Here is a 25,007-nt window from a genome sequence, read left to right as displayed (position 1 = left end):
CTCTCGCGGCAGCCAGCCCCTGATGCCCAACGCACACAGGGACTGGCTCGCTGCTCCCGTGTGCCGCCGACTCGCCGACGCTAGCGCACGACGGGAAAGGAAAGCCCCGCTTTGCAGCAAACCCCTCACAATTGCGGTAAAATTCGTGTACCGTTTACAGCTGTAGAGAGAGATCCATGACCACCGTGATTCGCCAGAACGACCTCATCGACAGCGTGGCTGACGCGCTTCAGTTCATCTCCTACTACCACCCCGTTGATTTCATTCAGGCCGTGCACCGTGCCTACGAACGGGAAGCCAACCCTGCGGCCAAGGACGCCATGGCCCAGATTCTGATCAACTCGCGCATGTGCGCCACGGGTCATCGCCCCATCTGCCAGGACACCGGCATCGTCACTGTTTTTGTGACGGTTGGTATGGATGTTCAATGGGATACGCAGATGAGCCTGACCGACATGGTCAACGAGGGCGTGCGCCGCGCCTACAATCATCCGGACAACGTCCTTCGGGCCTCCATTCTGGATGACCCCGATGGGGCCCGCAAAAACACCGGGGACAATACACCTGCGGTGATTCACTACAACATTGTTCCGGGCAACACCGTTGATGTCCACGTGGCAGCCAAGGGCGGCGGCAGTGAAGCGAAAACCAAGTTCGCCATGTTGAACCCGTCCGACTCTGTGGTCGATTGGGTGCTGGATATGGTTCCCAAAATGGGCGCTGGCTGGTGCCCTCCGGGCATGCTGGGGATTGGCATCGGGGGCACGGCCGAGAAGGCGATGCTTCTGGCCAAGGAGGCCCTTCTGGATCCGGTGGATATCCAGGATTTACAGGAGAAGGGCGCCGACACCCGTTCCGAGGAACTGCGCCTGGAGTTGTACGAAAAAGTCAATCAACTGGGCATTGGCGCCCAGGGCTTGGGTGGTCTGACCACCGTTCTGGATGTGAAAGTCAAAGACTTCCCGACCCACGCTGCCAACAAAGCCGTGGCCATCATCCCCAACTGCGCCGCGACCCGTCACGCCCACTTCACGCTGACCGGCGAGGGACCCGCACTACAGACCCCGCCGAACCTGGATGACTGGCCGGAAATCGCCTGGGAAGTCAGCGACAGCGTGCGCCGCGTAAATCTGGACACCGTCACTCCGGAAGATGTGAAGTCCTGGCAGCCGGGGGACACGCTGTTGCTTTCCGGCAAAATGCTCACTGGCCGCGATGCCGCCCACAAGAAAATGGTGGACCTGATCGCCAAGGGTGAAGAGTTGCCGGTGGATCTTACCGGTCGATTTATCTATTACGTGGGCCCGGTGGACCCGGTGCGCGATGAAGTGGTCGGGCCCGCCGGTCCCACCACGGCGACACGGATGGACAAGTTTACCCGCACCATGCTGGAAGAGACTGGTCTGCTGGGTATGATCGGTAAAGCCGAGCGAGGTCCGCTGGCCATTGAAGCGATTCGCGATAACGAATCCGTCTACCTGATGGCTGTCGGCGGTGCCGCCTATCTGGTCTCTCAGGCAATCAAGTCGTCCAAGGTGCTGGGTTTCCCGGAGCTCGGGATGGAAGCGATCTACGAGTTTGAAGTGAAGGATATGCCGGTCACCGTCGCGGTCGACAGCAAAGGCGAGTCCGTTCACCAGAGCGGCCCGAAAATCTGGAAAGCCAAGATCGAGGAAGAAGCGATCAAAGTGGTGTAGCCGATGGCCTTACTCCAATACCAAATTGACGCTTTCGCCACTCGTCCTTTTGAGGGCAACTCCGCCGCTGTCGTTCCGCTCGAGCGATGGCTGGATGAGGGGTTGCTTCAGGCCATCGCGATGGAAAACAACCTTTCCGAAACGGCGTTTTTTGTGCCGGACGGGAACGGCTTCCAACTGCGCTGGCTGACACCCACCAAGGAAGTCGACCTCTGCGGGCACGCTACGCTCGCCACCGCCCATGCGCTGTTTGAACACATGGGCTACGCTAAACCCGTCATTCGGTTCAGCACTCGCAGTGGTGACCTGTTCGTCGAACGGCGGGGCGATCGGTTGGCGATGGACTTTCCCGCCCAACCCACCCAACCGGTCGACGCCCCAGAGGTGCTGATAAACGGACTGGGGCTGGTGCCTCAAGCCGTCGAAGCCAACGTGGATTATCTGGTCGTCGTAGAAACCGAAGCGCAGGTGCGGGCGCTCGGCCCGAATATGACCGAGCTCAGCAAGTTGGATCGACGCGGTGTCATGGTTACTGCACCCGGTGATCATAAAGATTTTGTCAGCCGGTTTTTCGCCCCCAAATACGGCATCCCCGAAGATCCGGTCACCGGCTCGGCCCATTGCCAGCTGGCGCCTTATTGGCAAAGGCGGTTGAACAAAAACACACTCAGCGCCCGCCAGATTTCAAAACGCGGTGGGGATGTTGACTGTGAAGTAAGCGGAGATCGCGTGACGCTTTTGGGGCAGGCGGTGACGGTGATGACAGCGGAGTGGTCCCTATAAGTTTTAAACGGTAGGTGGCGCTTCGCTTACCAACCCTACAGATACGCAGTGAGGCGGATGTTGAGTAGGGTAGGTAAGCGAAGCGCCACCTACCACCACTGTACCTTTTACTGCTGAGACTCCACCGACGTCGCTTCCAATCCATAATGACTGCCCCCAACCGCCTGTTCCTCGCGCCGAAACACAATCAGATGATCGGCCTCCAGGCGAATACCGACATGCTCGCCAATGGCGTAATCGTGGTGACTCGGGAAGGCCGACTGAATACGACTGCCGGTCGGCAGCTGAAGCGTATAAAGCGTCGCCGTACCGGCAAACACCTTGGCAATCACCTCCGCCTTCTTATCACTGCTATCATCGTGAATCACATCATCCGGGCGTAACAGAATATCCACCGGCGTATTTTCCAGCCACTCATAACAGCGATTGCCTTCAATATCCCCCAGCTCAGTGCGCACCGTGTTCCGGTTCAGCAGAGAGCCTGCCAGGAACACACCCTGACCGATAAAATTAGCCACAAAACGGGTCGCCGGTTCGTGGTAAAGGTTGAACGGTGTATCCCACTGCTGCAGCTCGCCCGCATTCAGTACACCGATTTTGTCGGCCATGGCAAACGCCTCGGACTGATCGTGGGTGACCATGATCGCCGTAATGCCGCGCTCCTTCAGGATGGCGCGCACCTCCAGTGCCAGCGCCCGGCGCAACTCCACATCCAGGCTGGAGAAAGGCTCGTCCATCAACAACAGTTTGGGCTCGGGCGCGAGCGCGCGGGCCAGGGCAATGCGCTGCTGTTGGCCGCCGGACAGTTCGTGGGGAAAACGGTGGCCCAGGTCTTCCAGTTTGACCAGCTGCAACAACTCATCGCAGATCCGGGACTTTTCTCGGGCGCTGTGTCCCTTCAGGCCGAAGGTCAGATTGTCGCGCACGTTCAGGTGGGGAAAAAGCGCATAGTCCTGAAAGACCATGCCCACGCGCCGTTTTTCCGGCGGTAGTGAGCGGGTGCCGGATGCGAGCAGTTGCCCGTCGAGGTGAATGTCGCCCCCATCGGGCTGCAGGAACCCGGCGATGGCGCGCAGCACGGTGGTCTTCCCGCATCCGCTGGGGCCGAGCAGGCAACAGATGTCGCCTTCGGTCAGCGCAAAGGACAGTCGGTCGACAACGGCTTCGCCGTCGTAGCCGCAGCGAATTTCATTGACGTCCAGCAGTGCGGTCATAGGCTACCGTGAATGGTTTAACAAAAACTCGACCAGCGCTTTTTGCGCGTGCAGGCGGTTCTCCGCCTCTTCCCAGACGACCGAATCGGGGCCGTCCAGCAGCTCTGCACTGATTTCCTTGCCGCGGTAGGCAGGGAGGCAGTGCATGACCAGCGCGTCGTTGTGGGCGTGGCTCATCAGTTCGGCGTTGACCTGGTAGCCGTCAAAGGCCCGCTCACGCGCTTTCTTTTCGTCTTCCTGACCCATGGAGGCCCAGGTGTCGGTCACCACCAGGTCGCTGTCTTTGACCGCCTCTTCGGGTGTACGGAACAAGGTCACGCGGTCGCTGGCTGCTTCCAGCAGGTCTTGGCGGGGTTCAAAACCTTCGGGGCAGGCAATGCGCAGCTCAAAGTCCCACTGTTGGGCAGCATTGATGTAGGACTGGCACATGTTGTTGCCATCGCCCACCCAGGCGACGGTGCGCCCGGCGATCGGGCCGCGATGCTCAAGAAAGGTCTGCATGTCGGCCAGCAATTGGCAAGGGTGAAAGTCATCGGTCAGCGCGTTGATCACCGGCACTTTGGAATATTCCGCAAAGCGTTCAACGTTCTCGTGTTCAAAGGTGCGGATCATGACAATGTCGACCATGCGCGAAAGTACCCGGGCGGAATCCTCAATCGGTTCGCCCCGGCCCAATTGGGTGTCGCGCGGCGAGAGGAACAGGGCGTGGCCGCCCATCTGCGCCATGCCCGCCTCAAACGAGACGCGCGTGCGGGTAGAGGATTTTTCGAAAATCATCCCCAGCACTTTGTTTTTGAACAGCTCTTCAGACTCGCCCTTGGCCTGGATGGCTTTTAGCTCGATGGCACGATTGAGCACGGCGTTCAGTTCCGTGGGGTCCAGGTCCATCAGTGTCAGAAAATGTCTTGGTTTGGCCATAATGGCAACTCGTTGTGTCAACAGTGGGCCGCGCACACGGCCGATGAATTAAAGGGCGCGAATCAATTCCGCCACGCCGGTCACCAGTTGTTCGGCTTCCGCATCGCTCAAGATAAACGGCGGTAGCAGCCGTATGGTGTTGCCCGCCGTGACGTTGATCAGCAACTCGCGCTCGCGCGCCTGAGCGACCAGCTTCGCGCAGGGGCGGTCCAGCTCAATGCCGATCATCAGCCCCTTGCCACGAATGTCCACGACTTTGTCGTCCCCACTCAGCCGGGTCTGGAACTCGCGCAACAGCCAGTCTCCCAGCTGTGCCGCACGCGCGATCCAGCCTTCATTCAGCAGCGTTTCCACCACGGCGATACCGGCGCTGCAGGCGAGCGGGTTGCCGCCAAACGTTGAGCCGTGATTGCCCGGCTGGAAAATGTCTCCGGCATCGCCGCGGGCCAGGCAGGCGCCGATCGGTACGCCGTTACCCAGCCCCTTGGCCGTGGTGAGCACATCGGGCTGAATACCGTTGTGTTGAAAGGCGAAGTAGCGGCCGGTGCGGCCGTTGCCGGTCTGAATTTCATCGAGCATCAGCAGCCAGTCATTCTGGTCGCAGATTTCCCGCAACTGATTCAGGTAGCCCGGAGAGGGCACCCGCACGCCGCCTTCACCCTGAATCGGTTCGACCAGAACGGCGACAATATTCTTGTGTTCTGCGGCGGCGGCGCGCACGGCCTCCGGGTCGTTGTAAGGCACCCGGACAAACCCTTCCACCAATGGGGCGAAGCCTTCTTGAGCCTTTTTGTTGCCGGTCGCGCTCAGGGTGGCCATGGTGCGGCCGTGGAAGCTGTTTTCCATCACGATAATGGTGGGTTTGTCCAAGCCCTTGGCCGCGCCGTATTTCCGCGCCATCTTGATGGCGGCCTCGTTGGCTTCCGCCCCCGAGTTGGAGAAAAACACCCGCTCCATTCCGGCCTGTTCGCACAGCAAATCCGCCAATCGGCGTTGCTGGGGAATGTTGTAGAGGTTGGAAACGTGCAGCAGCGTGCCGGCCTGTTCGGCCAGAGCGCGGGTAACCGCCGGGTGAGAGTGTCCCAGCCCGCAAACCGCGATGCCACTGATGGCATCGATATAACTGTTGCCCTGATCGTCCCACACACGGCTGCCCTCGCCCCGGACCAGGGTCAGCGTGCGGGTACCGTATGTGTTCATCAATGTGTCCATTTACACTCCACTGTGGTTCTTCAGCACCATCAAAAAAACCGCCAAACGCCCGTTGTGATAACAGGCTGCCAATGCGTTGAGGCGGGGATCAATCAGGAATACCGGAGCCATTCAAGCCCGCTACAGGCGGGGGGAAACGAGCCCATGAAATGGCAAAAGAGCAATACTATAGCCATTTTTCAGGCTTGGCAAATGGCATCCATTTGCGTTTACGGGCCGTACTGTGAGGGATGCGGCTCCCTGCACAGGCACGCCAGAGTGGGTATCATGAGCGGCCCTTGCCTCGGCGGCAGCGGAAAACGATTTCCCGATCCAAAAGGTGGTATTGAATGACGGTTATGCGATGGTTTCCGATCCCTGTTCTGTTCATTGTTGCGGCGACATTGAACGCTCCGGCCTGGGGTGACGGCCTGGAGACCTTGGTGGTCACTGGCGAGCGCGATGAGCAACCCGAACCCATGCCGGGCGGGACCGAGTTGAGCATGCGCGAACAGCAGCCGGGACTGCGCATTGACAGCGGAGAGCTCCTCCAGGGCTTGCCCGGGGTGCAGGCCGACAGCCGTTCCAACTATGCTCAGGACACCCGGGTCACCCTTCGTGGATTCGGGGCGCGCTCCGCTTTTGGCGTGCGCGGCATTGATCTGCAATTGGATGGGGTACCGCTGGCCACGCCCGACGGGCAGGGCCAGCTCTCCAGCGTGCCGGTGGATGAGGTCACCCGCGTGCGCGTGCTGCGCGGCCCTTTGGCCTCGCTATACGGCAACGGCTCCGGAGGGGTAATTCTGTTTGAGACGGCGGCCCCCGAGGACAACCGTTTGAGTGCCAAGCTCCTCGCTGGCGAGGGCGACCGGCGTCGCCAGGCCCTGGCGGGCGAGTGGCGCGAGGGGGATTGGGGCGCGCGGATTCAGGCCTCCCGGTTTGAGAGCGATGGCGAACGCCCTCACGCTGAGGCGGAACGGCGCAATGCCGGGGCCCGGCTTTACCACCTCGCTGATAGTGGCATTGAGGCCATTGTCCGGGTGGATATCAGCGACGACCCGCTATTGCAAGATCCTCTGGGCTTGAGCCCCGAGCGCTGGCGGGAAGACCCGCAAGCGGGCAATGAACGTGCCTTTACCTATGATTCCCGCAAAAAAATCCGGCATCGTCAGGCCTCCATGACGCTGCGCCAGACGCAAACCGAGAACCGCTGGGAAGCGGCCCTTTGGCGGGGTCAGCGGGAAGTGAATCAGTGGCTGCCTTTCGGCGGTGAGGACATCACCAGTTCCGGTGCGGTGATTGATCTGACCCGCGATTTCGCTGGCCTGCGGGCCAGCTATACGCGGGACCTGACCCTGGCAGGTGCCCCGTTGGAAGCCTCAGTGGGGCTGAGCCTGGAGCAGATGGAAGACCGTCGCCGCGGTTATGTGAACGATAACGGGGTCACCGGCGACTTGCGTCGGAACGAGTTGGGCGAGGTGGACAGTCGGGACCTGTTCACCATTTTCACCTGGCAGCCGGGCGTTCGTTGGTCGGTGACCGGCGGTGCCCGATACAGCGACCTGACGTTTGCGGTGGATGATCATTTCATCGTGCCGACTCAAAACGGACAACCCGCCAACCCTGACGACAGTGGTGGCCGGGAGGACGATTTTGTGTCGACCGCCCTGGGCGTCACTTATGACCTGATGGACCGGTGGCAGTTGTTTGCCAGTGTGGGGCGCGGTTACGAAACGGCGACGCTGACGGAGATGGCCTATCGCAATGAGGGGACCGGGTTGAATACCCAGCTGTCGCCGGCGGAGAGTGATCAACGGGACATCGGGGTTCGCTTTGGGCCGCCCGGTTCGCCGCTGATGGAGCTGACGGTGTTTCAGATTGAGAGTTCGGATGAGTTGGTGGTGGATCAGTCCGAAGGGGGGCGGACGACGTATCGCAACGCGGCGGCCACTGAGCGTTGGGGCCTGGAGGCGTTCGGTTCGCTGTCGCTGGCGCCGGGTTGGTGGGCCCGTTACAGTGCGAGTTATCTGGATGCGACCTATTCGGCCGGCGAGTGGTCGGGCAATCAGTTGCCTGGGATTGCGGATTCGAATGTGTATGGTCAGCTTCGTTGGGAGCCTTTGTTGGATTCTCGTTTGGGGTTGACGTTGGTGGGTCGCTATCGCAGTGAGGTGGCGACGGCGGATGATAATGAGACCTGGGCGCCGTCGGCGGTCACTTGGGATTTTAGTGTGGACTCTGAACGTGTGTTTGGGGATTGGTTGGTTGCTGGCTGGGCGAAACTGGAGAATGTGACGGATGAGCCGTATGTGGGGGCGGTGATTGTGAATCAGGGCAATGGTCGTTCTTTTGAGCCCGCGCCCGGACGTCAGGTGAGTGTTGGTCTGAATGTGGATTATCAATGGTAGCGTTCGGGGTAGTCCGGGCTTGAGCGGGGTAAATCCTTGCAGGACACGCCGTAAATACATCCCTGTAGGCTCGAATCGCGGGTCCCCCGCTCCACGGTCCTGCAAGGGTTTACCCCGCCCAAGCCCTCAGTGCCATCTTCGAGGTTCTATGGATTCGTAGGGTGCGGTAAGCGCGAAGCGCGCCACCCACCATCAACACACGTGATTCCGTGTACATTTGTTCAAAAATACAAATCTGAAAAGAGAGTAAAGCTAAAGTGGGGGCACAGAGGGCGGGGCGTCAGGTATACCATTTCGGAACCGTCGTTTCAGGGAGAAACGATGGAGCTTCAGGGATGGATTTATGCGTTTCCGAAATGGTATACCTGACGGCCCGACCGTACCTTCTACGAAGTTCCTCAACCAATTTTGTTACAGGCCTATTCATTGAAAGCACTTGAACTCCCCAACCTTCCTCTCAGTGACTACCGGCCCGACTTCCTAAAGTCTCTGGGTCCGGAGCCCCTTTTGCTCGAAGCCGAGCCCGGCGCCGGGAAGTCGACTTTGGCGCCGCTCTGGGCGTTGGAGGCGGCGCCCGAGGGGCGGCAGGTGTGGGTGGTTCAGCCGCGTATTTTGGCAGCGCGCGGGGTGGCCCGGCGGCTCGCGGAGTTGCTGGGTGAGGGTGTTGGGCAGACGGTCGGGTATCAGGTGCCGTTTGACCGAAAGGTCTCCGGGCAGACGCAGTTGGTGGTGATGACGCCGGGGGTTTTCCTGCAGCGCCTTCTTTCCGATCCTGAGTTGGAAGGGGTCGCTACCGTGATGCTGGATGAGGTGCACGAGCGGGCGCTGGATCAGGATACCGCCTGGGCGCTGCTGCAGGAGGCGGCGGTTCTTCGGGAGGATTTGGTGTTGGTGTTGATGTCCGCAACGCCTGATCCGGCGTTGCAAACCCAGGTTGAGCAGCGTCTGTTTGCGCCCGGACGGTGTTTTCCCGTTTCGGTTGACTATCGGGCGCCGAAGCTGGATGCACGGCAACGGCCCGAACCGTTGGAATTGCAGGTCGCGAATGCGCTCGGTTCGGTGTCGGACTGGCGAAGCCGCACGGTGTTGGTGTTTCTGCCCGGTTGGCGGGCGATTGAGGCCTGCGGGCAGCGGTTGGCGAGGGAGAACTCTCAGGTCGTCCGGTTGCACAGTCGGGTATCGGACGCGGAGCAGGCAAGGGCGCTGGAGCCGGCAAGCGGGCCCCGTGTGATTCTGGCAACCAATATTGCCGAAACCTCCCTCACCATTGGCGATGTCACGTTGGTGATTGATTCCGGGCTGGCGCGCCGTTCGGTGTACGAACAGGGCACGGGGGTCAGTCGGTTGCAGACCCGGCGTATCAGCGCTGCCAGTGCCGAACAGCGGCGCGGCCGGGCCGGTCGGGTTCAGGCGGGGGACTGTCTTCGGTTGTGGGCGCAGAGCGAAGTCTTAGCGCCAGCAGATCAGCCGGAGATTCGCTCGACCGACCTGGTGCCCTTGGCGTTGCGTCTGGCCCACTGGGGTTCGCCCTCTGAAGACCTGCCCTGGCTGGAGCCGCCCAATCCCATGGCACTGGCCGCCGCGCGGGAGCAGCTTCGAGCCTGGGGTCATCTGGATGAGACGGGGGGGATTACCGAACGAGGCCGTCAGGTGGTGGCTTTGGGGACCCATCCACGTATTGCCGCCTTGCTACAAGCGGCAGCCGCATGCGAACACTTGCCGGAAGAGGCGCTGTTACTGGCCCTGGCTCTGCATTTTGACGCCTTGGAGCTGGACGACTGGCAGCGCGGGGCCGACCGGGAACTGGCCCGAAACCGTCTTTGGCAAAAGCAGGCAAGCCGGTGGAGCAAAGCGCTCGATGTGTCGACGCAGAAGGGCCCGCCGCTGGCAAGGGATGTGCTGGCCCACGTCTTCCGCGATCGGATTGGCCATCGGCAGTCCTCGGGGCGCTACCGGCTCAACAGCGGTATCAGTGTCGCCCCCGAAGGCACGCTGGACAGTGAGTGGGCGGTGTTTCCCGAAGTCATCGCCCGGGGCAAGGGACACGCGGGCCTGGGCTGGAGTCTGTCGCTCGGGCCGGAGCAGCAACGGGCCTTGAGTCAGGCCTCTTCCGAGTTGACCCTGTCCGGCCGGGGCTGGCAGTGGCGAACCCTGTGGCGAATGGGCGGTTCGATCACGGCGGAGGATCGGGCCCCCGTGTCGGGTGACGCCCTGGTTGCCGCCCTGATATCGGATATTCAGGCAAAAGGCGAGGGCGTTTACCCCTGGCCGGAGGCCGCGACTCAGCTGTTGCGGCGGGCGCGGCTGGCCCGGGATGCCGCTCTGCTCGAGCTGCCCGAGCTCGGCGAGGGAGCCCTGACGGCCCGCCTGGAAGAGTGGTTGGGGCCCTACCTGTCGGAGCGCGTGCGCCCCGATGCGCTACCTTGGCTTGACGGGCTGCAGTTCTATCTGGGGTTTGACAATGTCCTGGCGCTGGATCGGTTGCTGCCTCGAAAAGTCACTTTGCCCAGCGACCGGGAAGTGCCGGTCGAGTATCCGGAGCAGGGCATGGCGGAAGTCAGTGGCAAGCTGCAGGAGTTTTTCGGCTGTGAGCGATTCACTTTGGCTGAGGGTCGGGTGCCACTGCGTTTGCACCTGGCCTCGCCCAACGGTAGCCCCCTGGCCATCACCACCGATCTTGCCTCTTTCTGGCAGGGCGCTTATCAGGGGGTCCGTAAGGAGATGCGCGGGCGTTACCCCAAACATCCATGGCCGGAAGACCCACTCAGCCACCCGCCGACCCGGCTAACGAAAAAGCGACTGGCTCAGGGCTGAGCCAGTCTTGAAGCCAACGCCGGCTGGTTTCCCGAAACGCCCTGCGTTAGAATAGTAATACTTGACTCGCCTGCTGGGTCTTTCCCGCAGCGCGGATTTCTGGTTTATCTCGCGATGACATTCACGTCCCAATGAAATGAAGAGGTCAGTCAGCCCTATGGACGAAGTACAGGCAACCATCAAACAGCAAATTGAAGAGAACCCCGTCATTCTGTTCATGAAGGGTTCCCCGAACGCGCCCCAATGCGGCTTTTCCCAGCGCACCTCGCAAGCAGTCATGGCCTGTGGTCAGCGGTTTGCCTACGTCGACGTACTGGCCAACCCGGAAATCCGCTCCGGCCTGCCCCAATACGGCAACTGGCCGACCTTCCCTCAACTGTGGGTCAAGGGCGAACTGGTCGGCGGCTGCGATATCGTTATGGAAATGTACGAGAAAGGTGAGCTTAAGCCACTGTTGGAAGAAGCGGCTCCCAAAGAGTAAGCCCTACATCACAAACAGGTAGACGCCCAACAACGCCAACAGTGCCACGCCACTGAAGGCGATCAGGGCCAGACTCAGCTTCTGGTAGAAGCGATCGCGCCGATGCTGTTGCTGAGTCTGCTGTCCGATGGTGTGCACCTGCTGCACCAGATCCTGCGAGCGAAGCAGCTTCGCCCGCGTCTCCATCAGCACCCCGATATCCCGGTCAATGACCGCGACCGCGGCATCATCACCTTCCACGCGCTGGCGCGCGGCCCGCAGGTTTGCCAGCTGCTGCTCCAGGCGTTGCATCTTGGATTGGATATTGGCAGAGACGTCATCAAAATTCATGGGTGCAGTCTTTTAAACGGTCAAAACAATACCTTATCAGATTCATCCGATAAGCGCCTGTTGTATAATGCCGCCACTCAGGTGTCAAACCTCTGTGCTATGGTGGGAAAACCAATACTGTAATCGTGAGGAGAACGATCCATGTTGAGAATGTTCAATATCCGGGGCGCCACCCTGCGCGACCAACCGGTAGATGACAGCAGCCTCAAAACCGCGCTGAACGACGCGGTCTGGATCGACGCCCACGAACCGACCGAAGAAGAACGCGAACTGCTCAATACCTTCCTGCGGGCCGAGCTTCCCGAGTCTGACGACGTGGAAGAAATCGAATTTTCCGCCCGCTACTTCCAGGACGCCGCCGGCCTCCACGTCCACTCCCTGTTCCTCTCTCCGGGAGAGGGGCGTCACAGCACCGTCACCGTCGCCTTCATCCTGCAGGAAAAACGCCTGATCACCCTGCGCGACGGTGACCTGGCCGACTTCCGCCTGCTGCGCATGCGCGCCCGCCGCGGCCAGGTCCAGGCCACCTCGCCCCAGGACCTGATGATCACCATGTTCGAGCAGAAAGTCGAAAACCTCGCCGACGTGCTCGAAGACATCCACCGCAAACTCGAAGACGTCAGCCACCTCGTGCTCGAAGATGACGACGCCGAACTCGAAGACGCCATCGACAAACTCGCGAAACTGGAAGACAGCAACGGCAAAATCCGCCTCTGCCTGATGGACACCCAACGGTCCATCTCCTTCCTGCAACGCCACCTGCGCGAGCACTTCGAGCTGCAGGAAACCGCCCGGGAAATCAAACGCGACGTGGACACCCTGATGTCCCACACCGCCTTCCTGTTCGACAAAATCAACTTCCTGATGGACTCCACCCAGGGCTTCATCAACATTGAACAGAGCCAGATCATCAAAACCTTCTCCATCGCCGCCGTGGTCTTCCTGCCCCCGACGGTGGTCGCCAGCATCTACGGGATGAACTTCGACATCATGCCCGAACTCGACTGGCAGTTCGGCTACGTCTGGGCCCTGCTCATCATGGTCCTGTCCGGCATAGCGCCGTACTGGTATTTCAAACACAAGGATTGGTTGTAAATCGCCATAATGGCTGAACGCGTAGCAGAGTGCGGAGGTACGGTGTGGGGTGTAGGGTTCCCAGACACGCCGTGAACCCATCCCTGGGGGCTCGAATCGCGAATCCCGCGCTCCACGGTCTGGGAACCCTACACCCCACACCTCGGCGATCCTGGTGCCTAAGGCCAGCTACAGACTACGGAGGCCCGATTTGAGGTGAACGCTTCCGGGACCGTAGAGCGTGGGATTCGCGGTTGCGAGCGTACAGGGATGTACTTGCAGCGTGTCCCGGAAGCGTTCACCTCAAATCGGGCCGGACTTGCCAGCTGTGTAGGACTAATTAGTACTTTTACCAAAAGCGAATCTGAGGAAACCATTTTGTTTGAAGCTGTATTGTTTGACTGTGATGGAGTGCTGGTCGACTCCGAAATACTTGCCACCCGCGCCCTCCACCGCTCCATCCAAAATCTTGGCATGGACTACACCGAACAACAAGTCGCCACAACCTTCACCGGTCACAGCTTCCCCGACTGCATCAAAATGGTCGAACAACGGCTCGGAACACCCATCCCCGACCTCGACAAATTCAAAGACGACAACCGCCAGTTCTCCGAACAACTCATGAGAACCGAACTTAAAACCATGCCCGGTATCGAAGCCGTGCTGGCCGAACTAACCCACCCCTACGCCCTCGTCACCAACTCCCGCACCTTCGAATTGCAGCTCAAACTCGGCGTCACCGGCCTCGACCAATACTTCCCCGAAGCACGCCGATTCGACTCCGAAAAACTCGCCGTCGCCAAACCCGATCCGGCCATCTACCGCCGCGCGGCCGAAAGCATTGGCGTGGATATCACCCGTTGCCTCGTCGTGGAAGACAGCGTGCCGGGACTGACCGCCGCGACCCGAGCCGGTGCCACCGTCTGGGCCTATCGCCCTCACGCCACCCCCGAACAGTTGGAAGCCTTTGGCGTTGCGAGCGTATTTCACGACTGGTCCGAGTTCCGCGTGCCCCGGGCCTGATCCCAAAAAGGCTTCCCGTCGTATCGGTTAACAACCGACTCGAATGAGGAGCCCCCATGAAACCCCTGGCCGTCGTTCTCGGCGCGAACAGCGCCATTGCTCAAGCCATTATTGCCCACTTGAACAGGCACTACCAAGTGCTGGCGGTCAGCCGTCACGAAACGATGGAAGTGCCCGAGGGCGTAGAGCATGTCCAGTGCGATTACAGCGAATCAGCGCTGCAGTCGCTGGCTGAGAAACTCCAAAACCGAGAAGAGCCTCTGACCCTCTTGTTCTGTGCCGTGGGGGTGCTTCATCGCGAGGGAAGTATGCCGGAGAAAAAACTGGCGGAGTTGAACAGCGAGCAACTGACCCATTATTTCGCCATCAACAGCATCGTGCCGGCGCTGATTCTCAAGTACCTGATTCCGGTCATGCCCCGATCAGAACCCGCCAAAGCCATTGTGCTGAGCGCCAAAATCGCCGGCATCAGTGATAACCGCCTGGGTGGATGGTACGGTTATCGAGCCTCCAAGGCGGCGCTGAACATGCTCGTCAAAACCGCGGCGGTGGAGCTTGCCCGCTCTCATCGCAAGCTCTGTCTGGTGGCCATGCATCCGGGAACCACCGATACCCCGCTGTCCAAGCCTTTCACTCGATCACTGCCCGAGGACAAGCTCTTTACCCCGGCGTTGACCGCCGAACGTCTCTGGAGTGTGATCGACGCGCTGCGCCCGGAGGACACCGGGCGGTTTGTTCATTGGGATGGGAGCGACTTGCCCTGGTAGGGTGGTTGCGCGTCAGCCGAAAATGTCCTTCGCCAGGGTATCGCGAATTTCCTTGAACAGTTTTCGTGATGCGGCCGGGGGCTTGTTCTGAGTGGCTTCTTTCTGGGCCTGGCGCAGCAGTTGGCGGAAGTGCTGGATGTCCGAGACCGTATGCTCTTCAATGAACGCCTGAACCGCGTCGGGCTCCGCCAGCAACCGGTCGCGCCACTGCTCGGCCGAGTGGTGCAGTTGGACGTTGGCCCGACTCTGCTGGTTGAACTGATCCATGACTTTCTGAATCCCTTCCTGGTCGGCCTCGCGCATCAGCCGCCCGATAAACTGCAACTGCCGGCGACGGGCTTCGTTGTGTCTCAGCCGGCGGTACTCCAGTAGGGCATTGTGCAACTTGGGCTCGAGCGGCATGCGGCCCAGTTGGTCATCATTGAGCTCCGAGAGTTGTTTGCCCAGGGTCTGCAGTGCATGCATTTCTTTTTTGACCTGGGTTTTGCTTTTCTCGGAATCGTCAAAGTCGTAATCGTTGTCAGTCTTCATAAAAATCCATCAAAACGCCGTGCGCTAGTGATTGTGGTGCGGGTGACCGGGCGCGTGCCGGTTGCGCAGCTGATTGGGGAGCGGTTCTTGCCACCGGGTGCCGGCCGCGCCGTGAATACCGATGGCCTGCGGTTGGAGGTTGGCACACCAGCCGATGTTGTTGGTCAAAGGTTCGGCCGGTTCAAGCTGCTCGATATAGGGGGAGACATCGGTCTCGTCGAGAAGCAGCGACAGGGCCAGGGCCAATCGAGGCTGGATCTGTTCGTCGCCGACCCGGCCGCGGGTGCCCCAGCGAACCACGTAGTCGTTGCAGTAGATGTTCTCTCCTTCCGGGCGGTCGGTAAAGGCCATGTCGCGCATCACGTTGAAATGATGCTGCATCATGGCTTCTTCAAACATCATGGCGGTATCTTCAAAAAACAACTGCCGATCGCCACCATTGACGTAGGCGTAACTGTCGGTGGCGAAGTCCGTGGCGAATTCCAATCCCACTTCTTGGGCCGTCAGGGAGCGCTCACTCTGTGTCGCTTCACGCCCCTGAAACATGACTTCGGCCAGGTCCATCATGAGTGTGGAGCTGAGCGGAAAAGTGCTGGCCACCGTGGCTGAAACGCTCTCTGATTGTAACTGTGTCGCGGCTTCGGCGACGCGCCATTCGGGGTCCAGTGTGGCGTGCTCACTCGGGGGAATATAGTCGTTGGCATGGGCCAACTCATGAAACAGAAGGGCGGCCATGGGGGTGAGAATGGCGTCCAGAGGACGATCCTCGCCCGGCCCACTCAGCGGGGCGCTGGACCAGGCGTAATCGCCATTGCGGACGTAGCGTCCCAGGGTGTCGAACTGAAGTTCGGCCGCGAACCCGCTGCGATAGTCCGGCTCCCGGGAAATGGTGTCCCGCTCCTCAATGGTCAGCCAAAGGTTGGCCGGGTCGAGGTAAATGGCGCCGGTGGCGAGCCAATAATAGGACGGTCTGACATCCGCGCCGATCACCACGGCCGTTACGCCGCCGAACAGGGTTCGCAGGTCTTGGGGCAGAGCAGTCAACGCTTGCTCAAACCGCATGGCCATCCAGTCGTGACTGACCAGGGTCCGGCTCATGATCGCCTCGACCGTGATCTCGCTCTGGGATTGGCCCAGTAGCGGGAGTTGTTCCAGAGTACAGGGGGTGAAGCTGTTGTCTCCTCCCCGGACAAAAAGGCGGGCACAGGCGCCCAGTGCCGGGGCGTAGGTGGCCCCGGGGCGGGCGGGTCTCAGCCCAGAGTCCGGGGTGCGCATGTCCAGGCGTCCGATGCTTTCACCGTCACTGCCACAAGCGCTCAGAAGGGTGGCAATCGCCAGGGTAAAAAGCAGACGAAGCAATAGGGGCGTCGGTGTCATTTCTTGAGTCCTTAAAGAGGTGCGAGGAAAGGGCGCTATTCGCCCTCCTCAAACCGGTCGTTGATCAAGTCGCCGATGGCGACCAGGGCGTCGGGGGCGTCCTCGCCCTCGGCGCACAGCTCGAGCTCAGTGCCACAGGCGGCCGCCAGTAACATCAGAGACATGACGCTCTTGCCGTCGACCCAGGTGTCGCCCCCCAGGCAACGCACCTGGATCTGACACTGGTACTGCCCGGCGATGGTGGCGAGCTTGGCGGCGGCGCGAGCATGCAGGCCTTTTTTGTTGATCAATGTTATCGTTTTTGATGGCATTGGGATCAGTGCTGTTCGGCTTTGTTGAGTTCCCGGTGGCGCACCAGAACGTTTTCGTATTGGCTGGCAAAATGCCTCTGCAGGCGCTCCGCCAGATAAACCGAGCGATGCTGCCCGCCGGTACAGCCGATGGCAATGGTAATGTAGCTGCGGCTGTTGGCCTGATAGTGGGGCAGCCAGCGGCTTAAAAAGTTCTCGATGTCCCGGTACATGGCCTGAACTTTCTCTTCCCCCTCAAGAAAGGCAACCACCTCGGTGTCTTGACCGGTTTGCGCCCGCAAATTGGGTTTCCAGTGGGGATTGGGCAGGCAGCGGGCGTCGAACACCAGGTCAGCGTTGACCGGCACACCGTGCTTGAAGCCGAATGACTCGAACTGAATCGCCATGGTCGCATCGTGCTGACCGACCACCCGGTCTTTAACCAGATCGCGCAGCTCATGCAGGTTCAGGTGGCTGGTATCCAGTACCTGATCGGCGGTATCCCGGATCGGCTCGAGCAGTGACTGCTCTTCCCGGATGGCCTCTTGCAGGTTGGTGTCGCGATCGCTCAGTGGGTGTTTGCGCCGGGTTTCGCTGAAGCGCTGCATCAGTACCGGCAGTCCGGTGTCCAAAAACAGAACGTGAATCGGGATATGGGCGTCTTTCAGCGTATCGATCATCTCGGGGAAGATGTTCAGATCCTGCCAGGCGTTGCGCACATCGACCCCGATGGCGAACTTCTGGTCATCGGCGTCCCGGTGGATTTGGATCTGGGCCACCAGTGCGGGCAGAAGGCTGACCGGAAGGTTGTCGATACAGTTGTAGCCGACATCTTCCAGGACATGCAGCGCCGTACTCTTACCCGAGCCGGACAGGCCGCTGACGATGATCAAATGCATGAGTCTGACGTTCCTGAGAGACGATGAGAGCCCCGTGGGGCGTTAACGTGGGTTTCCGGTCGCGGCGGCTGGCTCGCCCACGGCAACCTGGTACAGAGTCTCGTTGCTGTCGGCCTCGCGCAACCTCGCTCTGAAATCGGCATCGTTGAGCATGCTGGCCAGCGATGCCAACGTCTGCAGATGCTCGCCGTGCGCGTTTTCCGGCACCAGCATGGCAAAGAGTACGTCCACGGGCTCGGAATCGATCGCATCGAAGTCGATGGGCTCCTTCAGCGTAATCAGAGCGCCGATGGTGCCTTCACAGTTGCTGACCCGGCAGTGGGGAATGGCGATCCCGTGGCCGATGCCGGTGGAACCCAGCCGTTCCCGACCGATGAGCCGTCGGAACAGATCGTCGGCATCAATCTCGGGACAGTCCTCGGCGATGGTATTGGCCAGGATTTCCAGAGCGCGTTTTTTGCTGACCCCTTCGATGCCGCACAGCGTGCGGCTGGGGGTAATAATGCTTTTTATATCCATAGCTTATCGGTGGCTGCGCAGCTTCTCTTTGTGTTTGATCAATTGCCGATCCAGCTTGTCGATCAGCTGGTCAATCGCGGCGTACATATCCAGGTCGGTGGCATCGGCAAACAGGTCTTTGCCGCTGACGTGGACGCGGGCTTCAGCCTTTTGCTCAAGCTTTTCCACGGACAGGATGACGTCCGTGCCTGTGATCTTATCGTGGTGGTGGGTCAGGCGCTCGAGTTTGTTGTTGACGTAGTCTTTGAGTGCATCGGTCAGGTCCAGGTGGTGGCCGCTGATATTGATCTGCATGGCAACATCCTCTTTGGCGTGGCTATCGCGTGACAAATGTTCGAGCCCCGCCCGGACTTACGCCGGGCCCAGGGTTTTGCGTTCGTTCGATGGGGGAATACCCAGCGATTCACGGTATTTGGCGATGGTGCGCCGGGCGACCTTGATGCCCTGATCCGCCAACAGCGCGGTGATTTTGCTGTCACTGAGCGGCTTCTGGGGCGACTCGGCCGCCACCAGCTTCTTTATGATAGCCCGGATTGCGGTGGAAGAGCACTCGCCACCGGATTCCGTACTGACATGGCTGGAGAAGAAGTACTTGAGCTCAAAGATTCCCTGAGGGGTATGCATGTACTTCTGGGTGGTGACGCGCGAGATCGTGGACTCGTGCATATCTACCAGCTCGGCAATGTCGTGCAGGACCAGTGGCCGCATGGCTTCGGCGCCCTGGTCCAGAAAGCCGCGCTGCTTTTCGACAATACAGCTGGCCACTTTCAGCAGGGTTTCGTTGCGGCTTTGCAGGCTCTTGAGGAACCAGCGCGCCTCCTGAAGGTTGTCTTTCAGAAAGGTGTTGTCCGTGCTTGAATCGGCGCGCTTGACCATGGAGGCGTAGTCGGAATTGATCCGTAGGCGTGGCGCAATGTCCGGGTTGAGCTCCACCATCCAGCGGCCCTCGCGTTTTTCTACGAAAACGTCGGGGACAACGTACTCGACATCGCCGCTGGCGATCTGGTCGCCCGGACGGGGGGTGAGGCTCTGGATCAGGGTGATGGCGTCGCGTAGCTCGGGCTCTTTCAGGCGGGTGCGGCGCATCAACTGGCGGTAGTCCCGGCTGCCCAACTGGGGCAGATATTGGCGAACGATGGTTTTGGCCGCCTCCAGGTAGGGGGTGTCTTTGGGGAACTGCTGCAGTTGGACCAGCAGGCACTCGGACAGGTTCTGGCTGGCGACGCCCACCGGGTCGAACTGTTGCAGCCGGTGTTGAACGGCTTCCAGTTCGTCGAACTCGAGTTCTTCCCAGTCGTCTTTCAATCCCTCGAAAATCTCTTCAAGGCTGGTGGAGAGCATGCCACTGGGCTCCACCGCGTCGATCAGAGTCATGGCGATGATGCGGTCCCGGTCGGACATGGGGGTCAGGTTGAGCTGCCACATCAGGTGGTCGTAGAGTGAATCCGTTGTCCCGCGCCGGCTGTCGTAGTCGCTGTTTTCATCGCCTTCGAAGGGGGTGGAGGAGGTGGCGGCCGGCGCCAATTGGTAGACGTCATCCCAACTGGTGTCGACCGGCAGGTCGTTGGGAATCTCATCGTTCCAGTCGCTGTCCGTCTGAGGACTATCGTCGGAGCTTGCGGTGCGGGTGTCGGTAGTGTCCGTGCCGTTGCGGGCTTCGGACTCCCGGTCGTCGTTGCTCTTCTCCTCGGGGGTGTCCTGGCTCTCTTCAACCTCCAGCATGGGGTTGGAATCGAGGGCCTCCTGGATTTCCTGCTGCAGGTCCAGGGTCGAGAGCTGCAAAAGGCGGATAGCCTGCTGCAGCTGAGGCGTCATGGTCAGCTGTTGGCCGAGCTTGAGCTGTAGGGATTGTTTCATGGGTGTGCTGCTTGGACCCTGGTCGAAACCGAATGTGTCGAATACTTCAGAGTTTAGTCAGCCTGAGGCTCAGTGGCAATAACCTCAACCACTTTTTAAAGCAATGTTTGTGCCTAAGGCGCCGTTTATCGGTTTTGTCAAGTCCTCTGGGGCTCTGGTTAGCGGCGCACGTCGCTTCAAGTGTGACATGCTACAAGCGGAAGTGCTCGCCCAGGTAGACTTCGCGCACCCGCTCGTTGGCGAGTACCGTCTGCGCATCTCCCTCGGCGATAATATGGCCTTCCGAGACGATGTAGGCGTTCTCGCAGATATCGAGCGTTTCCCGGACGTTGTGGTCGGTGATCAATACGCCGATTCCGCGGTCTCTGAGGTGGCGGACAATCTGCTTGATGTCGGTGACCGAGATGGGGTCCACGCCGGCGAAAGGCTCATCCAGAAGGATGAATTCAGGCTCGGTCGCGAGCGCTCGGGCGATTTCCACCCGTCGGCGCTCACCCCCGGAGAGTGACATGCCGAGGCTGTCTTTGATGTGGGTGATGTGGAATTCGCGCAGCAGCGCATCCAGTTTGGCCAGGCGCTGCTTGCGATTGAGCTCTTTGCGAGTCTCCAGAATGGCCATGATGTTGTCTGCCACGGTGAGCTTGCGGAATACCGAGGCCTCCTGGGGGAGGTAGCCGATTCCGGCTCGGGCCCGGCCGTGGATCGGCAGGTGGGTGATGTCCCGGTCGTCGATACAGACCCGGCCATTGTCGGCGCCCACCAGGCCGGCAATCATGTAGAAACAGGTGGTCTTGCCCGCCCCGTTGGGGCCCAGCAGGCCCACAATCTGGCCCGTGGACACGGACAGGGACACATCGATAACCACTTTTCGGGTCTTGTAACTCTTGGCCAGGTTCAGCGCGTGCAAGCTGGGCATGAAATCAATCCTGTGATGAGCGGTCGCTTTGAGGTGGCAGTACCATTTCGATACGCGGCCGTTCGCTGTCGGCGTCGCCTTCGGCTTTGAGCACTTCGGACGCCATGTCGTAGTCGATGCGGTTGCCGCTCATGGTGGCTTCGCCCTGTTCCATCCAGGCGTCGCGCAGGAGTTCCAGTTGTTCCTGGTCCACATCGTAGCGGATGGTCAGCGCCTGGGCGGCGATGGGCGGGTCTTCGGCGTTGGGTTTTTGTTCAAAGCGCGCGGGCGAGCCTTCGGCGATCACCCGTTGGACCTGGTTGTCGGCGCCAGTGTGCACCGTCAGTCGGTCGGCCCTGATATTCAGGCTTCCCTGGCGCAACTGCACGTCCCCCTCATAGGTGGTGACGCCGTTGAGTCCGTTACGCTCGAGGCGGTCGGATTCGATGTAAATGGGCTGTTCCCGGTCCTCGGGCAGGGCGAGGGCCATGGGCGCCACCAGTGCCCCCAATAGCGCCATTAGCGCTACTCGGGCGGGCGTGCGCGGACGCTTAATTCGCCGTAGTTGGTTCATAGGTGCCCCGCACCTCCGATAGCAGTTCAATGTGGTTTTTACTCAGGTCCGCGCGCATTCCGATCGCTTCGTGCTGGCCCTGCGGGGAGCGCATCTTAACAGCTTTGCTCGTTTCCGCGTATTGGCGGTTTGGCTCCACCAGCAGCTCGGGCGTGGTAATTTCCGTCCGCCCCCCGGCGTGCGCCTGCCAGACCCGAACATCGCCGGTAAAGCGGAGGCGATCGGCAGCGGCGTTACTGTGCCCGAGGCGGGCGGTGAGCCGCCAGGGTTGTTCGCCTTCCCCAAAAACAGTGACGTCGGGGGACTGAATCAGGGAGTAGTCCCGCGGGCTGCTGCGCTCGGGCAAGTACTGAAAATAGTCGGCTCGGGCGCTCGTCATACGGTAGTGAAGTTCGCCCTCGGTATTGTAGCGTCGGGTCTGCGATTGGAGCATGTACGCCTGCGGAAAGCGCTCTTGCTCCGGTTGAGGTTGTCGCAGTAGGTCCTCGGGCGAATAGTCCCAAACGGCGACTACGCCGATCAGCAGGAACAGGCCGACCCAGGTCAGGGGGTGTTTCCACATATCAGGCCTCCGGTGCGTCGCTGGTACCCGTTGTGTCCCGGCCAGCCGGGGCGATGTAGTCGCTCAGCAGGCGCTCGTAGTCGCCACGCGCACGCAGCAGTTGGTCGCAGGCCTCACGTACCGCACCCTCTCCGCCACGGAACGAACTCTGCCAGTGCGAGCGTTCCACCACGGCGGAATGGGCGTTGGCGACGGTCAGGGCCAGGCCGACGCGGGTCATGATGGTCAGATCGGGCCAGTCGTCCCCCATAAAGGCAATCGCCTCCAGCGGTATCGGGCATTGTTGGCGCCACTCACTCAGCGCTTCCCATTTGTCTTCCCGTCCCTGAATGACAAGGTCCAGACCCAGACTCTCGGCCCGGCGAGCCACCAACTGGGTGTTGCGACCGCTCAGGATGCCCACTTTGACGCCGCTGCGTCGGAGCAGTTTGATGCCCAGGCCGTCCAGAGTGCTGAACGCTTTCAGCTCGTCGCCGCGCTCACTGAAGTAGAGCCGTCCGTCGGTCAGAACGCCATCGACGTCCAGGAACAGCCATTGAATCCGGCGAGCGCGCGGCTCGAAGCGGGAATCGGTCATGGGGAGAGAGAACCTCGAATTAAATGATGCCCGCTCGCAGTATGTCGTGCATATGTACGACTCCGCTTGGGCGTTTTTGTTCGTCGAGCACAATCAGTGCGGTGATCTTTTTATCTTCCATGATCTTGAGCGCCTCGGCGGCGAGAGTATGGGGCTCAATGGTTTTCGGCGTGCGGTTCATCAGGTTCCCGATTCGGGCCCCGGTCAGGTCGGTGCCCCGGTCAATGCTGCGACGCAGGTCGCCATCGGTGTAGACCCCGAGCAGATGCCCCGCCTCGTCCACGATGGTGGTCATGCCGAAGCCTTTTTTAGTCATTTCCAGTAACGCCGCGGAAAGGCTGAAGTCCTCTGGGACACGGGGTATGGCCTCGCCTCTGTGCATGATGTCTTCCGCCCGAAGCAGCAGCTTGCGGCCCAGGGTGCCGCCGGGGTGGGAAAAGGCAAAGTCTTCTGCGGTAAAGCCACGCGCTTCCAGCAGTGCGATGGCCAGGGCGTCGCCGATCACCAGCGTCGCGGTGGTGCTGGCGGTGGGGGCCAGGGCCAGAGGGCAGGCTTCGGTGACGACGCTGATGTCCAGATTGACCTCAGCCTCCTGGGCCAGTGGTGACTGGGCGCGGCCGGTCATGCTGATGATCGGAATGCCCAGGCGCTTGAGCAGCGGCAACAGTGTGATGATTTCATCGGAATTGCCGGAGTAGGAGATGGCAATGACGGCATCGTCCCGGGTAATCATGCCCAGATCGCCGTGGCTGGCTTCGCCGGGGTGGACAAAAAACGCCGGAGTGCCGGTGCTCGCGAGGGTGGCCGCGATTTTTTTGCCGATATGACCGGACTTGCCCATGCCGGTGACGATGACCCGTCCCGGCACGCCCAGGAGCACTTCGCAGGCCCGGGTAAAGCGCTCATCAATTCGCTCGCGCAGCGCGGCAACGGCCTGCTGCTCGATGTCGATGGTGCGGCGTCCAGAGTGGATGAAGTCGAAGTCGCTCATGCGCAGTGGGCTCGCTCAGGAATCTAAAGCGGGTCATTATACGGTTCGGGCAGCGCTGTGACGAATGCTCTGTTCCGATCTCGGTACTGGCGTCAAAGTGAGGCGAACAGCCAGGCGTAATAACCGCCGTAACTCGCCAACAGAAGAAGGCCGATAAGGCGCCCCAGTTGGCCTGCCGTGGGGGCGCTGCCCGCCGCTGTCCGGTGGCGCAGCCGGTAGTCCGTGCCAATTGCTACGGCGAGCAAGAGTGTGATTGCCGCCATGGCGAGGTAGTCGCGCGCGAATACCGCCGGGTCCATGCGCGGCTGCTGAATCAGGGCGGGAATGGCCATGACGGCCAGCAGGTTGAACAGGTTGGAGCCGACAATGTTGCCCAGTGCCAATTCCAGATGGCCCTTGAGGGCGCTGGCCACGGAGGCGGCCAGCTCCGGCAGGCTGGTGCCAATGGCAATGACGGTCAGCCCCACCACCAATGACGGGACGCCCAGTGCCAACGCCAGTTCGCTGGCGCCCCAGACCAGCACTTCTGAGCTGCCTACCAGCACCGCCAGCCCCAACAGAAACCAGAATAGAGCCTGTTTCAAGTCGTAGTGGGGCACGTCTTCGGCGAGCGCGATGGATGTTTCCCGGTTGGTCTTGACCATCAATGTCAGCACCGCCGGGAGCAGTAGAATCAAAACGAGGCCTTCCCACAAAGCCAGATGTCCGTCCCGTAGTGCGATTCCGGCCAAGGCGGTAACGATCAACAGCGTCGGCACTTCTCGGGTTAACAGCTGTCTACGGATCGGGAGCGGCGCGACCAGAGCCGTTACGGCCAGTACAAGGCCCATGTTGGCGAGATTGGAGCCGAGGGCGTTGCCCACCGCCAGCTCTCCCGCATTTCGAGCAGAGGCACTGATGGAGACGACGATTTCCGGTGCCGAGGTGCCAAAGGCGACAATGGTGAGACCCACCAACAGTTTGGGGACGCCGAGTCGGTGGGCGAGGGCGGCGCTGCCGCCAACAAAGCGATCGGCGCTCCAGACTAGGCCGATAAAGCCGATCAAGATGCTCAGGCAAGGCAGCCAAAGTTGCGTCATGGACTTCGCTCGCAGCTCGGTTGTCAAGGGTTGTGCGGTGCCCGGGGGCGGTCCGCTCTAACATTCTTTTACGCTCGGGCAGGCTCGAACAGTAGGTCCCGAGTACACCCTAATGTTATAGTGTAGCTGTTGCATTGTCAGTGGCAGAGCCAAAGC

General features: G+C 60.6%; 25 protein-coding genes. 8 read left to right on the top strand and 17 right to left on the bottom strand.

Annotation, left to right across the window (positions count from 1 at the left end; genetic code table 11):
- Positions 1-176 precede the first annotated feature (176 nt).
- Entirely contained in the window at positions 177-1,697 is a 1,521-nt protein-coding gene (locus G547_RS0109300) for a fumarate hydratase (RefSeq protein WP_027329626.1), read from the top strand.
- A 3-nt stretch (positions 1,698-1,700) separates the two neighbouring features.
- Complete coding sequence (locus G547_RS0109295) at positions 1,701-2,480, top strand: PhzF family phenazine biosynthesis protein (protein ID WP_027329625.1); 780 nt, start codon at positions 1,701-1,703, stop codon at positions 2,478-2,480.
- A gap of 107 nt (positions 2,481-2,587) precedes the next feature.
- On the opposite strand, the gene G547_RS20820 is transcribed toward G547_RS0109295, so the two are convergent.
- From G547_RS20820 to G547_RS0109280, 3 genes are read right to left on the bottom strand one after another with little or no spacing between them, the layout of a single operon-like run.
- A complete protein-coding gene (locus G547_RS20820; protein ID WP_051235150.1) occupies positions 2,588-3,694 on the bottom strand; it encodes an ABC transporter ATP-binding protein in 1,107 nt (368 codons plus the stop codon).
- Between the two features lie 3 nt (positions 3,695-3,697).
- Positions 3,698-4,612 carry an ornithine carbamoyltransferase gene (gene argF, locus G547_RS0109285; RefSeq protein WP_027329624.1) on the bottom strand — a complete coding sequence of 305 codons (915 nt, stop codon included), beginning with the start codon at positions 4,610-4,612 and terminating at the stop codon, positions 3,698-3,700.
- A gap of 48 nt (positions 4,613-4,660) precedes the next feature.
- The gene (locus tag G547_RS0109280) at positions 4,661-5,824 is read right to left on the bottom strand and encodes an acetylornithine transaminase (protein WP_027329623.1); all 1,164 of its coding nucleotides are present in this window, start codon (positions 5,822-5,824) and stop codon (positions 4,661-4,663) included.
- A gap of 329 nt (positions 5,825-6,153) precedes the next feature.
- On the opposite strand from G547_RS0109280, the gene G547_RS0109270 reads away from it, so the two are divergent.
- From G547_RS0109270 to grxD, 3 genes are all read left to right on the top strand, one after another.
- Positions 6,154-8,211, top strand: a complete 2,058-nt coding sequence (locus tag G547_RS0109270; RefSeq protein ID WP_027329622.1) for a TonB-dependent receptor family protein — start codon at positions 6,154-6,156, stop codon at positions 8,209-8,211.
- A gap of 426 nt (positions 8,212-8,637) precedes the next feature.
- Positions 8,638-11,025 carry an ATP-dependent helicase HrpB gene (gene hrpB, locus G547_RS0109265; protein ID WP_036187863.1) on the top strand — a complete coding sequence of 796 codons (2,388 nt, stop codon included), beginning with the start codon at positions 8,638-8,640 and terminating at the stop codon, positions 11,023-11,025.
- A 157-nt stretch (positions 11,026-11,182) separates the two neighbouring features.
- A complete protein-coding gene (gene grxD, locus G547_RS0109260; protein ID WP_027329620.1) occupies positions 11,183-11,506 on the top strand; it encodes a Grx4 family monothiol glutaredoxin in 324 nt (107 codons plus the stop codon).
- A gap of 3 nt (positions 11,507-11,509) precedes the next feature.
- Here the strand turns inward: grxD and G547_RS0109255 are convergent, their stop codons facing one another.
- Positions 11,510-11,836 carry a hypothetical protein gene (locus tag G547_RS0109255; protein ID WP_027329619.1) on the bottom strand — a complete coding sequence of 109 codons (327 nt, stop codon included), beginning with the start codon at positions 11,834-11,836 and terminating at the stop codon, positions 11,510-11,512.
- Between the two features lie 141 nt (positions 11,837-11,977).
- Here G547_RS0109255 and corA point away from each other — a divergent pair, with 141 nt between their 5' ends.
- The 3 genes from corA to G547_RS0109240 all read left to right on the top strand — a co-directional run bounded on the left by corA (position 11,978) and on the right by G547_RS0109240 (position 14,700).
- A complete protein-coding gene (gene corA, locus G547_RS0109250; protein ID WP_027329618.1) occupies positions 11,978-12,931 on the top strand; it encodes a magnesium/cobalt transporter CorA in 954 nt (317 codons plus the stop codon).
- 357 nt (positions 12,932-13,288) lie between these two features.
- Entirely contained in the window at positions 13,289-13,933 is a 645-nt protein-coding gene (locus G547_RS22635) for an HAD family hydrolase (protein WP_169449438.1), read from the top strand.
- Positions 13,934-13,989: 56 nt separating this feature from the next.
- Positions 13,990-14,700: an SDR family NAD(P)-dependent oxidoreductase gene (locus G547_RS0109240; RefSeq protein WP_027329617.1), complete on the top strand. Its 711-nt coding sequence runs from the start codon at positions 13,990-13,992 to the stop codon at positions 14,698-14,700.
- Positions 14,701-14,712: 12 nt separating this feature from the next.
- On the opposite strand, the gene yjgA is transcribed toward G547_RS0109240, so the two are convergent.
- The 13 genes from yjgA to G547_RS0109175 form a co-directional block, all read right to left on the bottom strand.
- On the bottom strand, positions 14,713-15,231 hold the full coding sequence (yjgA, locus tag G547_RS0109235) for a ribosome biogenesis factor YjgA (protein ID WP_027329616.1): 519 nt from the start codon (positions 15,229-15,231) through the stop codon (positions 14,713-14,715).
- 24 nt (positions 15,232-15,255) lie between these two features.
- A complete protein-coding gene (locus G547_RS20810; RefSeq protein WP_051235146.1) occupies positions 15,256-16,608 on the bottom strand; it encodes a hypothetical protein in 1,353 nt (450 codons plus the stop codon).
- A 35-nt stretch (positions 16,609-16,643) separates the two neighbouring features.
- Positions 16,644-16,919 (bottom strand): HPr family phosphocarrier protein, encoded by a 276-nt coding sequence (locus G547_RS0109225; RefSeq protein ID WP_027329615.1) that lies wholly within the window; start codon positions 16,917-16,919, stop codon positions 16,644-16,646.
- Positions 16,920-16,924: 5 nt separating this feature from the next.
- On the bottom strand, positions 16,925-17,797 hold the full coding sequence (rapZ, locus tag G547_RS0109220; protein WP_027329614.1) for an RNase adapter RapZ: 873 nt from the start codon (positions 17,795-17,797) through the stop codon (positions 16,925-16,927).
- Between the two features lie 42 nt (positions 17,798-17,839).
- Positions 17,840-18,316, bottom strand: a complete 477-nt coding sequence (ptsN, locus tag G547_RS0109215; RefSeq protein WP_027329613.1) for a PTS IIA-like nitrogen regulatory protein PtsN — start codon at positions 18,314-18,316, stop codon at positions 17,840-17,842.
- 3 nt (positions 18,317-18,319) lie between these two features.
- Positions 18,320-18,610 (bottom strand): ribosome hibernation-promoting factor, HPF/YfiA family, encoded by a 291-nt coding sequence (hpf, locus tag G547_RS0109210; RefSeq protein ID WP_027329612.1) that lies wholly within the window; start codon positions 18,608-18,610, stop codon positions 18,320-18,322.
- 57 nt (positions 18,611-18,667) lie between these two features.
- A complete protein-coding gene (locus G547_RS0109205) occupies positions 18,668-20,173 on the bottom strand; it encodes an RNA polymerase factor sigma-54 (RefSeq protein ID WP_027329611.1) in 1,506 nt (501 codons plus the stop codon).
- Between the two features lie 190 nt (positions 20,174-20,363).
- Positions 20,364-21,089 (bottom strand): LPS export ABC transporter ATP-binding protein, encoded by a 726-nt coding sequence (gene lptB / locus G547_RS0109200; RefSeq protein WP_027329610.1) that lies wholly within the window; start codon positions 21,087-21,089, stop codon positions 20,364-20,366.
- A gap of 4 nt (positions 21,090-21,093) precedes the next feature.
- On the bottom strand, positions 21,094-21,642 hold the full coding sequence (lptA, locus tag G547_RS0109195) for a lipopolysaccharide transport periplasmic protein LptA (protein WP_084645828.1): 549 nt from the start codon (positions 21,640-21,642) through the stop codon (positions 21,094-21,096).
- Positions 21,620-22,204, bottom strand: coding sequence for an LPS export ABC transporter periplasmic protein LptC (gene lptC / locus G547_RS0109190; protein WP_027329608.1), 585 nt, complete (start codon positions 22,202-22,204; stop codon positions 21,620-21,622). The genes lptA and lptC overlap by 23 nt, the downstream gene beginning before the upstream one ends.
- Before the next feature lies 1 nt (position 22,205).
- Positions 22,206-22,781, bottom strand: a complete 576-nt coding sequence (locus G547_RS20805) for a KdsC family phosphatase (RefSeq protein ID WP_051235142.1) — start codon at positions 22,779-22,781, stop codon at positions 22,206-22,208.
- 19 nt (positions 22,782-22,800) lie between these two features.
- Positions 22,801-23,772, bottom strand: coding sequence for a KpsF/GutQ family sugar-phosphate isomerase (locus tag G547_RS0109180; RefSeq protein WP_036187859.1), 972 nt, complete (start codon positions 23,770-23,772; stop codon positions 22,801-22,803).
- 92 nt (positions 23,773-23,864) lie between these two features.
- Positions 23,865-24,851: a calcium/sodium antiporter gene (locus G547_RS0109175; RefSeq protein WP_027329606.1), complete on the bottom strand. Its 987-nt coding sequence runs from the start codon at positions 24,849-24,851 to the stop codon at positions 23,865-23,867.
- Between the last annotated feature and the right edge of the window lie 156 nt (positions 24,852-25,007).

The organism is Marinimicrobium agarilyticum DSM 16975, assembly GCF_000423345.1.
Classification (GTDB): domain Bacteria; phylum Pseudomonadota; class Gammaproteobacteria; order Pseudomonadales; family Cellvibrionaceae; genus Marinimicrobium; species Marinimicrobium agarilyticum.
Note: the sequence above shows the minus strand (reverse complement) of the source record. Positions and strands in the feature narration are given on the sequence as shown.

Excerpts from the sequence above, each read along its gene's own strand:
- G547_RS20810 (WP_051235146.1), bottom strand. The coding sequence starts at position 16,608 with ATGACACCGACGCCCCTATTGCTTCGTCTGCTTTTTACCCTGGCGATT.
- grxD (WP_027329620.1), top strand. The coding sequence starts at position 11,183 with ATGGACGAAGTACAGGCAACCATCAAACAGCAAATTGAAGAGAACCCC.
- G547_RS0109300 (WP_027329626.1), top strand. The coding sequence starts at position 177 with ATGACCACCGTGATTCGCCAGAACGACCTCATCGACAGCGTGGCTGAC.
- G547_RS0109240 (WP_027329617.1), top strand. The coding sequence starts at position 13,990 with ATGAAACCCCTGGCCGTCGTTCTCGGCGCGAACAGCGCCATTGCTCAA.
- G547_RS0109270 (WP_027329622.1), top strand. The coding sequence starts at position 6,154 with ATGACGGTTATGCGATGGTTTCCGATCCCTGTTCTGTTCATTGTTGCG.
- G547_RS0109255 (WP_027329619.1), bottom strand. The coding sequence starts at position 11,836 with ATGAATTTTGATGACGTCTCTGCCAATATCCAATCCAAGATGCAACGC.
- G547_RS0109205 (WP_027329611.1), bottom strand. The coding sequence starts at position 20,173 with ATGAAACAATCCCTACAGCTCAAGCTCGGCCAACAGCTGACCATGACG.
- G547_RS0109280 (WP_027329623.1), bottom strand. The coding sequence starts at position 5,824 with ATGGACACATTGATGAACACATACGGTACCCGCACGCTGACCCTGGTC.
- rapZ (WP_027329614.1), bottom strand. The coding sequence starts at position 17,797 with ATGCATTTGATCATCGTCAGCGGCCTGTCCGGCTCGGGTAAGAGTACG.
- G547_RS20820 (WP_051235150.1), bottom strand. The coding sequence starts at position 3,694 with ATGACCGCACTGCTGGACGTCAATGAAATTCGCTGCGGCTACGACGGC.
- lptB (WP_027329610.1), bottom strand. The coding sequence starts at position 21,089 with ATGCCCAGCTTGCACGCGCTGAACCTGGCCAAGAGTTACAAGACCCGA.
- G547_RS0109225 (WP_027329615.1), bottom strand. The coding sequence starts at position 16,919 with ATGCCATCAAAAACGATAACATTGATCAACAAAAAAGGCCTGCATGCT.
- ptsN (WP_027329613.1), bottom strand. The coding sequence starts at position 18,316 with ATGGATATAAAAAGCATTATTACCCCCAGCCGCACGCTGTGCGGCATC.
- G547_RS20805 (WP_051235142.1), bottom strand. The coding sequence starts at position 22,781 with ATGACCGATTCCCGCTTCGAGCCGCGCGCTCGCCGGATTCAATGGCTG.
- corA (WP_027329618.1), top strand. The coding sequence starts at position 11,978 with ATGTTGAGAATGTTCAATATCCGGGGCGCCACCCTGCGCGACCAACCG.
- G547_RS0109295 (WP_027329625.1), top strand. The coding sequence starts at position 1,701 with ATGGCCTTACTCCAATACCAAATTGACGCTTTCGCCACTCGTCCTTTT.
- lptC (WP_027329608.1), bottom strand. The coding sequence starts at position 22,204 with ATGTGGAAACACCCCCTGACCTGGGTCGGCCTGTTCCTGCTGATCGGC.
- G547_RS0109175 (WP_027329606.1), bottom strand. The coding sequence starts at position 24,851 with ATGACGCAACTTTGGCTGCCTTGCCTGAGCATCTTGATCGGCTTTATC.
- lptA (WP_084645828.1), bottom strand. The coding sequence starts at position 21,642 with ATGAACCAACTACGGCGAATTAAGCGTCCGCGCACGCCCGCCCGAGTA.
- G547_RS0109180 (WP_036187859.1), bottom strand. The coding sequence starts at position 23,772 with ATGAGCGACTTCGACTTCATCCACTCTGGACGCCGCACCATCGACATC.
- argF (WP_027329624.1), bottom strand. The coding sequence starts at position 4,612 with ATGGCCAAACCAAGACATTTTCTGACACTGATGGACCTGGACCCCACG.
- hpf (WP_027329612.1), bottom strand. The coding sequence starts at position 18,610 with ATGCAGATCAATATCAGCGGCCACCACCTGGACCTGACCGATGCACTC.
- yjgA (WP_027329616.1), bottom strand. The coding sequence starts at position 15,231 with ATGAAGACTGACAACGATTACGACTTTGACGATTCCGAGAAAAGCAAA.